The 8320-nt window shown below is 53.1% G+C and carries 8 protein-coding genes; 6 read left to right on the forward strand and 2 right to left on the reverse strand.

Annotated features, from left to right (window positions below; translation table 11 throughout):
• The 4 genes from VMJ32_04760 to VMJ32_04775 form a co-directional block, all read left to right on the forward strand.
• Positions 1-188 (forward strand): hypothetical protein (locus VMJ32_04760; GenBank protein ID HTQ38313.1); only part of this gene is annotated, 188 nt, incomplete at its 5' end.
• Positions 189-787: 599 nt separating this feature from the next.
• A complete protein-coding gene (locus VMJ32_04765; GenBank protein HTQ38314.1) occupies positions 788-1051 on the forward strand; it encodes a hypothetical protein in 264 nt (87 codons plus the stop codon).
• A gap of 99 nt (positions 1052-1150) precedes the next feature.
• Positions 1151-2068, forward strand: a complete 918-nt coding sequence (locus tag VMJ32_04770) for a PEP-CTERM sorting domain-containing protein (GenBank protein ID HTQ38315.1) — start codon at positions 1151-1153, stop codon at positions 2066-2068.
• Positions 2069-2108: 40 nt separating this feature from the next.
• On the forward strand, positions 2109-3119 hold the full coding sequence (locus VMJ32_04775) for a DUF1559 domain-containing protein (GenBank protein HTQ38316.1): 1011 nt from the start codon (positions 2109-2111) through the stop codon (positions 3117-3119).
• 749 nt (positions 3120-3868) lie between these two features.
• On the opposite strand, the gene VMJ32_04780 is transcribed toward VMJ32_04775, so the two are convergent.
• Both VMJ32_04780 and VMJ32_04785 read right to left on the reverse strand, forming a co-directional pair.
• Positions 3869-6004, reverse strand: a complete 2136-nt coding sequence (locus VMJ32_04780) for a protein kinase (GenBank protein HTQ38317.1) — start codon at positions 6002-6004, stop codon at positions 3869-3871.
• The gene (locus tag VMJ32_04785) at positions 5973-6605 is read right to left on the reverse strand and encodes an ECF-type sigma factor (GenBank protein ID HTQ38318.1); all 633 of its coding nucleotides are present in this window, start codon (positions 6603-6605) and stop codon (positions 5973-5975) included. Before VMJ32_04785 ends, VMJ32_04780 begins: the two co-directional genes overlap by 32 nt.
• Positions 6606-6924: 319 nt before the next feature.
• Here VMJ32_04785 and VMJ32_04790 point away from each other — a divergent pair, with 319 nt between their 5' ends.
• Together VMJ32_04790 and VMJ32_04795 are read left to right on the forward strand one after the other, a co-directional pair.
• Positions 6925-7665, forward strand: a complete 741-nt coding sequence (locus VMJ32_04790; GenBank protein ID HTQ38319.1) for a hypothetical protein — start codon at positions 6925-6927, stop codon at positions 7663-7665.
• A 137-nt stretch (positions 7666-7802) separates the two neighbouring features.
• Positions 7803-8320 (forward strand): hypothetical protein (locus VMJ32_04795; GenBank protein ID HTQ38320.1); only part of this gene is annotated, 518 nt, incomplete at its 3' end.

An 8320-nucleotide genomic window follows, 5' to 3' on the forward strand; every position in this document is an offset into this window, starting at 1 on the left:
GCATCGGCATCGCGCAACTTCCGCACGATCTGCTCAGGACTATGCCGCGTCCTACGTTTCGTCGTCATTGTGAAAGTCTCCTTGCCCATCGGGCTAAAGACCTTCATAACAACTGGATCAGTTTTTCAACAGCAGGCCAAAGCGTCAACGAACCCGCAAGATTCTGGAGCACAAGGAGAGCCGTATAAGTTGTGGATTGAGTCAAAACGTGTGACCAAATTGCAACCTATTCCCTAGCAGTTGTTGCGTTGAGCGGGTCGACCAAGGTGACGATTGCTTTGCGAATTGTACCCGGTAGTTTGTTCCAGCCGCAAATTATTGTTTCAAATCGGCGTCAAAAGACGCCAAGAGCTGTCCCTTGCTGCACTCAGAATGCAGCGCCAGTGCAGCGCGGCACTGTTGACAATTCACGCAAGCACAAGTGACGCTTTCATTTGCAGTTAAATCGCTTACGGGTTCAAGTCCCGTGCCCTCCTTAGTGCAAATCACAAGTCTATTTTTGGCAATGCTTTATGCAATTTACAGTCGCGCTTTACTTTGCAGCATCCTGTTCGATCGCTCGTCTTTCATGATTGATGCGACGGCGTCGGAATTTAAAGAATTGCCTAACTAAGAGTGCAGTGTTTCGGCAGCGGCACGACTCAACCCAAGCTTATTAGTTCTTGGCTATTTTGAAGTCTGCTTATTCCCTCCGGTGAAACTACCCATTAGAATCCGTCTTCGGTACCTATAAGTCCGCCCCGGTGCCGATCAATACTACACTGACTAGCACAAACATATTCATGCTTTGACCGCCGTTTTTGCTCTCGCTGGTGCTCTAATGCCTGTCGACGAATGGCTGATATCGCAAGCGCTAAACTTATCCGATGGCGCTGATATACATACCTTGATGGGAATTATTGGCATATATCGCTGTCTGGCTGCCGAACAGAGCGATGATTGCACCGACGTATGCGGTGCTATTGAGCGAGAAATCAGGCAGTTTCTTATCAAAAAACGCCTTTCTCGAATTCCTTCATCCATGACGGGGCATACGGTTGGCGCGGATTAAGACCGATTCGGTAAGTCGTAAATTAATTAATAATACTTTAATCGTTCGTGGCATTCAGACGGAATCATTACATTTCAATCCTCGCATTTTTGGTGAAGCGTGGATCCTCGTCGAGCTTTTTCGTTTGCTGTCATATTCGTCATTCTGATCGCATCCGCTGCGGATACCACATGGGGTTCAGCAGTCGGTTACAGCTTTTCAGGCACAGTTTCGTTTGTTTCCCCCGCAGGCCCTCCGTATGGTGTGACCATAGAGGCCAATACACCATTTTCCGGTCGCTTTTTCTATGATCCGAATACATCTCCGATTAGTGCCGGCAATGGGACCAACACGTCAATTTATCCTCAGTTAATATTGAGCGGTTTCTCAGCCACAATCGGCGGGCTGAACTTAAACGCCGACAGCTACGCCGTACAAGTTTTCTACAATCACAGCGGCCAGGACGAAGTTCAGATCCTTTTCTCTAGCAATCTAACCGCGGCGCCCCCTGTCGACCCACTGATGGTCAATGGCACGGCGTACTCCGTGGGCGACTTCGATGTAGATTTTTTTGCTCCTACCAGCTTGTATACAAACTCTGCGTTACCGTCTTCGCTAAGTCTGTCGAGTTTCACATCGTCGCAAGTATATCTCGGACACGCAGGGTTTCCCGGACCGATCGATTTGATTGGCTCGGTTAAAGCCCTGGCGCAAATTCCGTTGCTTCCGGGCGATCTAAATCGCGATGGCCACGTTGATGCCTCCGATATCAATGCCATGATGCAAGCTCTGGCGGGCGAAAATGCGTATGAAACTTCGCACGACTTGAGCAATGACGATTTAATAACTCTTGGAGATTTGGATCATTCTGGCATCCTCGACAATGGCGATTTGCAAGCGCTGCTCACTAAACTCACTAACGGTGGAGGTTCTTTCGCAGATGTTCCGGAGCCCAGCAGCATTAGTTTGCTCTCCACGGCCATTTGCCTCCTAACGACGCTTGTTATGTATCGCAAACGAAACAAATGCAGGTGTTAACTGAGTCCTTTTGTTCACAATTTGTACCAAGAGTTTCCGCATGCCGCGCAACACTTATGGTCCGAAACTGCCTCGCTGCGGCTTCAGCTTAATCGAACTTCTCGCCACCATCTCGATTATTAGCGTCCTTATCAGTGTGCTTTTGCCGGCAACGCAAGCGGCACGCGAAGCAGCACGACGATCGGCGTGCAGCAATAACCTCAAGCAAATTGGGCTGGCTCTGGCAAACTTTGAAGCGGCGAATAAGCGGTTGCCCATAGGTGCCCGCAAAAGCCCTATCGTTGGATTTGGGACCTCGTGGTGGGCGGATATCCTGCCGCAATTGGAAGAAGCCGAGCTTTACGCGAAGCTCAACTTGCAGGTCGCCAACGCTGGCGATCCAGTCCTCGCCCCCGGCAACGCACAAGCCATCGACGGCGTCGTAATCTCCGTGATGCGCTGCCCATCCTCCAGCATCCCTGCGCTCCGCCTGGATTACGGTACTAATGTTTGCCTGCCATCGTACACCGGCATCGCTGGAGCAAGTAATGAGGATGGTCTTGTTGGTGCGCCAGCTCAAGCCTGCTGCTCGCCGAGTATGGAGGGCACCATTTCTGCCGCAGGCAGTCTCGTTCCAAACGCGGCGATTCGCTTGGCCGAAGTGACTGACGGCACGACCCACAATCTCGCTGTCGCGGAACAGTCCGATTTTACGGTTGATCAATTAGGACGGCAGCGAAATGTCGATGCCGGCTATCCAATGGGATGGCTGACGGGTACCACCAGCACCGGCACGCCGCCAAACATGAAAAACACCGTCGGCATTAGCCCCAATCCGACAGCCGCATGGAATATCACAACCGTGAAATATCCGCCGAATACCCGCACCTTTGAATTGCCCGGCATCGACGACATTAACCACGGGCCAAACAATCCATTGCTCTCGCCACATGCCGACGGAGTGAATGGTTTGCTGCTCGATGGTTCAGTTCACTTCATTCAGGAAACCATCGACATGTTAACGCTGCGCCGTCTGGCTACCCGCAACGACGGTGGTAGTCCCTCTCTTTGATCTCTTCAACTTTTCTTTGGGAAAGGAGCATGATGTGAAAGTTCCCATCGTTCGCACGATCGCTACGGTTCTGGTTCTATGCGCAATCAGTTTGGCGGCAGACTCGGACACCGACAATTCAGGGACTCAGCAGTCTGTCAAAAAAGGAAATGAGCAGCCGCAGCCGTGCAACTGCGGAAGCAACAACAGCTGGGGGGCATTGTATTGTCCACTTTTCGACATCATGTCGATGGGAAGTAATGATCTTTACTTTTGCAACTACTATCCGAACGGTTGCAATGGCGATCCTCCGCAGGACGCGTACTATGCGGCACCGCCGGGACAGAATCCGGGCGACTGCGACTCTCAGCCTGCCAACTGCTTTCCGGGTTACATGTTCTCCAGGGTCCCAATTCAGCAGCCGATCGATGTTATAAAGCCGCTTCCGAAAAAAGTCTCAACGAATAATTTGCCTTTTAAGGACGTCGAGGTCGGCAAATACTTAGAATACGGGTACTTTTACGGAGCCGGTGGCCGAAATATCACGGTATGCATTTACCCGCTCGTACACTTTGATGCGAAACAACACGAGAGGTGCCGCTACTTTCATCTTGGGTTGGAGATTGATCCAGCGACTTGTCCAGTCACACCGAAATTGCTAACCGACGTCCAAACACTTTCCACGTTTCTATATTCGGTCCAACGCGGTCACGAGTTTGTGTACCTTATCTGCACCCCGTAAGGACACGCGCACTCGCATCCGCAGATGACTATTGACTGAACTTAATGGCTAAAGCACCTAAATCCGAACGCTCAAAGAATCGTGGCTTCGCGCTGCGCACGCAGCGGACTCCAATTCCTGCATAATCAGTGATTCCCGTTGAAATTGGAAGTGAGTTACGCGCTGCATAATCTGCCGGCGAGAGGTTGGGCTTCCCCTCGGCTAACTCTATCGAACCACCACGAACAATGTGGCAGTCAAGGTACCGCACGCCGTGGATAATGAGTTCGCTGTTGTTGTCGGGTACAAGTTCTAGAGTACTTGTCCACTCCGCCAAGCTGCTTGCCGTACGCGATGGTAGCACGCTTTGGGCCCGCTCCCATTCATCATTTGTCGGAAGACGTTTGCCACACTCTTCAGCGTAATCCTGTGCGCTGTAATAAGAGACGGTCGGGCGTGCGCTACCCCGTGTACGATCAGTCGCAAATATGGTATTGAGATCGGCGGCAGATGTAACTTGCGGGTCGACGAAAAACCCAACGCCGTCTTTCGGCGACACATATACCATGTTTGCGTTGACTTCTTTGGTAGGGATTTCAATTTTGGTCAATAAAGCTGTTTCATGGGGATCTGACCACTGGTTACCTGGGCCAATGAAACCCCCGAGCTTCGGCACACGGCGAATCACTTCGTGAAACCTGCCGTCCGTCAGGACCGCTTCTACCCAGTATTCGCCGGGCACAAGCTTCATCTCAATCGGGCTTACACCAGGCGCTTTTATGGCACGTTTGGGATCGGGCTCGCCGTCGAACTGCGAAATCGGAACGAATAGGATTCTTGCGCCAGGCGGGTTGGTTTCTAACCGGACCGTGCGCGGCGCATCAGGCGATTCCGCGGCCCGCGGTGCCGTCCACCACACCCAGGCGCTGCCGCCTAATGCAACAACGGCAATCAAGACCGCTATCGCAATCGTCAATCGCCGGCGCACGGCTCGCCAAGCCAGCTCGACCATTCTGTATCGCCGTGCTTGGATCGGAACGCCGCCCAAGAACCGCTGCAAGTCTTCCGCCAATTCCTCGGCGGTTTGGTACCGATCGGCAGGCAGCTTTGCCATCGCCTTAACGCATATTAATTCCAGATCGCGAGGAATATCGCGATCCAACTGCCGAGGTCGCGTGGGCTCCCGTGCCACAACGGCCCGCAGCACTTCGTCAAAAGTGCCGTCGAAGGGGCGCGTTCCCGTAAGCAACTCGTACAGCATAATACCCAGCGAATACACGTCGCTTCGGGCATCGACCAATCGGCTGTCGCCTCTGGCTTGCTCGGGCGACATGTAGGCCGGTGTGCCAAGTACTTGGCTGCTAGTGCTTAGGCTCGATTGCGCAGAAATCTGCTTCGCCAATCCGAAGTCAGCAATATGCGCGGCGCCTTCCGCATCAAGCAGCACATTGGCGGGCTTTAAGTCCCGATGAACGACTCCTTCTGTGTGTGCGTGATGCAATGCGTCTGCAATTTGCCGACAAAGTTCGGCTGCTTGCCTGGGTGATGGCGACGAGTGCTCCAACCAGTTGCGTAGGTTCTCGCCCGCAATAAAATCCGAGACGATATATGCCGTGTTGCCCTCGCGCCCGACTTCATGTACGCCGACAATTCCAGGATGCCGTAGCCGCGCCGCCGCCCTGCCTTCGCGCAAAAATTGCCCCAGTTCATTTTCCGACAAATGGGGAGCGTGCGGAATTTTAACCGCCACCACTCTTTGAAGCCGCGGGTCACGAGCCTTCCAAACAGTGCCGGCAGCCCCCGAGCCTAAATTCTCAAGCAACTCGAAATGAGCGACCCTCTTTGGCGATTGAGGCGGCGGACCATTCAAAGCCGGGTTGCCATGGCCCGCGCCTTGCTTGAATCGTGCTGCCTCAATCTGATCAGCGAATTCCGGGAACCTTGCAAAATATTCGTTCCAGTTCGGCGTGTCTTGGCGGCCGCTGCGCAATTCCCATTCGACGAGCAGTAGTTCCACAAACAAATGCGGGCGTTCATTTGGCTCGCAGTAATCGAGATACGATGTAAGCTCGGGCCGATTGCCTTGAAGCCATTCCTGCTCGAAGGCATCGCAGACTATATCGATGCGGTCGTCAAAGGAAAGCTCGGCGACATTATCCAGCAGATTTCGAGCATCGCTCTGCACGCTTGAACTCCTTCGTCCACGCATCGCGGATTAGCTTAAGCTTCCTCTCGACGGTTCGAGTGGTCACCGCCATTTCAATCGCGATTTCACCTACACTATAACCTTCAATCCGAGAGGATGCGATCTTTCGCAATTGGTCATCACGTAGCGATCCTAGCAGCCACCGGCTTTGTTCTTCCAGCATCACAAGTAATTCGGGCGTCGCCTGCTCGCTAATGAGTTGATCCAGTGAAAAACGCCCGCTATGGTTGCTGCCGGCCGCAGATTCGGAGCGTACGCGCCCAGCGCCCCGTTTCTGAGCCGTTTCCCGCCGCACCAGATCGACCGATTTTTGTTTCGTGATGGCAAGCAGTAGCCACCACAGATCATCGCGATTCTTTACGTCTTCGAAGCGCCCAGCAGCGGCCCCGCGGCACAGACTGAAAAATACGCTCTGCGCCACGTCGTCTTCGTCGGCAATCCGTTTTGGAACCCGCCCCAACTTCCGCCGAGCCAGTAACACAAGCTGGTTTTTATATCGAGCCCATAACTTTTGTACCGCTTCGGCCTGGCCCGCCTTGAGAGAGGCGATCCAGTGAGTAACGGAATTGTCAGACGACATATAGCACAAACCAACCCCATAGTTGCCACCCCAAAGCTGTTTTGCCCAGCTTACCATTGCCATAATTGATTTGCTACTACCGGTTTTCCAAAACTAGGACAACGGAAACGATGTTCTTGTAGTACGGGGCACTAACTCACACCTCAATAAGGACTTGGCTCTCCTGTGATGCATAGCTTCCCTTCGATTGAAAAACTGTCGGTCGCGAACGTGTTTTTCCGGTATCTTCCTAAGCATTCGATCCGAGCCGATCGTCAAATATCCTTCATTTATTCCGGCATCGGTGAATGATCACAAGCATGAATTAGGAGTAATTGCTATGGCTGTAAATCTGATGCAACGGCTACCGCGCGGGGCAATTCCATCGCCACGCTACGCACTTGCGGCGGCTATGCCGCATGTTCCTGACCCGGTAATTTCGGTCCCCCCGAGCTTTCTGATGTGGCCGACTCAAATGTCATCCTGGAATAATTACATTTACGGTGACTGTGTTTCGGCGGAAGAGGCCTTCGCGAAAGCCACCGCCGCGCCGCAAACATTTATTCCGGAGGAGACGGTTGTTGAGTGGGCGTCCGCGCATGGCTATCTAAATGGCGCTATGCTCACAGCTGTCATGACGACGATGCAATCAGATGGCTTCCCATTCAACGGAAAGAAATACGACGATGGTCCTTTCTACTCAGTAGACTGGACTAACGCGGCAACTCTGGCCAGTTCCATCTACACCCACGGGCCCGTGAAAATCGGCGTCGGAGCAGATGACTTCCAAACGAACCCCCATGGTCTCGTCACGCCGGGGACAAGCGGTTGGGCGATGTACAACTACCCGAAGAACCTGGTGGAAGACCACTGCGTGAGCCTTTGCGGCTACGGAAACTTGGCCGACTTGGTGGGTCTATTTCACGGACATGGTATCTCCGTCCATGCGCCGCAAGGGATGCCGACGGGCCTCTGCTATGCAATGTTCACCTGGAATTCGATTGGGATTATCGATCAGCAGTCGATGCTGAATATGACCTATGAGGCCTGGATTCGTATGCCGGTGACCATTATCAAGTAATCTGGGAAAGCTCGTTTAGCTCGATCACGGGGCCACGGCAGGATGCCATCGTGGCCCCGTCGCTATTTCCAAATCTGAATAAGAATTAGATATTAGTCGTTGTATTCCATCTGCGTTTTTCGCGGGAGGTTCACGAAATGACCCTAAATATGCCGCGCGGCGCAATACCGACGCCCAGAAGCGAACTCGCCGCTTCAGAACCCTATCGGGACGAGACTGGCTCGGAAATCTTTGTTCCAAGCGGCGAGTTTCCGTCGCCAAATCAAGAACTTGCGGCTGCCCGCCCCTATAAAGCCGGCACCGCGCCCGAAAGCTTTCTGGCTTGGCCAACAGAATTCGCCTTTGGAGAGAACAAAGGCAGCAGTTCTCTCTGGTCAGAGGAGGCTTTTGCTAAGGCCTGTGCGGAACCCAGAGTGGTCGTCCCGACCGACGTGGTCATGCGTACCGCGCAGCAATGCGGTCCATCTAATTTTGCCCGATTCATGCAAACGCACGGGTTTCAAATGGATGGCAATGCCTATTTGGATGGTCCTTTCTACTCAGTAGACTGGACTAACGCGGCAACTCTGGCCAGTTCCATCTACACCCACGGGCCCGTGAAAATCGGCGTCGGAGCAGATGACTTCCAAACGAACCCCCATGGTCTCGTCACGCC

The organism is Pirellulales bacterium, from assembly GCA_035499655.1.
Lineage (GTDB): Bacteria > Planctomycetota > Planctomycetia > Pirellulales > JADZDJ01 > DATJYL01.

Bases quoted from the DNA above. Each gene is read 5' to 3' on its own strand.
- VMJ32_04785 (HTQ38318.1), bottom strand. From the start codon at position 6,605: ATGTCGTCTGACAATTCCGTTACTCACTGGATCGCCTCTCTCAAGGCG.
- VMJ32_04790 (HTQ38319.1), top strand. From the start codon at position 6,925: ATGGCTGTAAATCTGATGCAACGGCTACCGCGCGGGGCAATTCCATCG.
- VMJ32_04775 (HTQ38316.1), top strand. From the start codon at position 2,109: ATGCCGCGCAACACTTATGGTCCGAAACTGCCTCGCTGCGGCTTCAGC.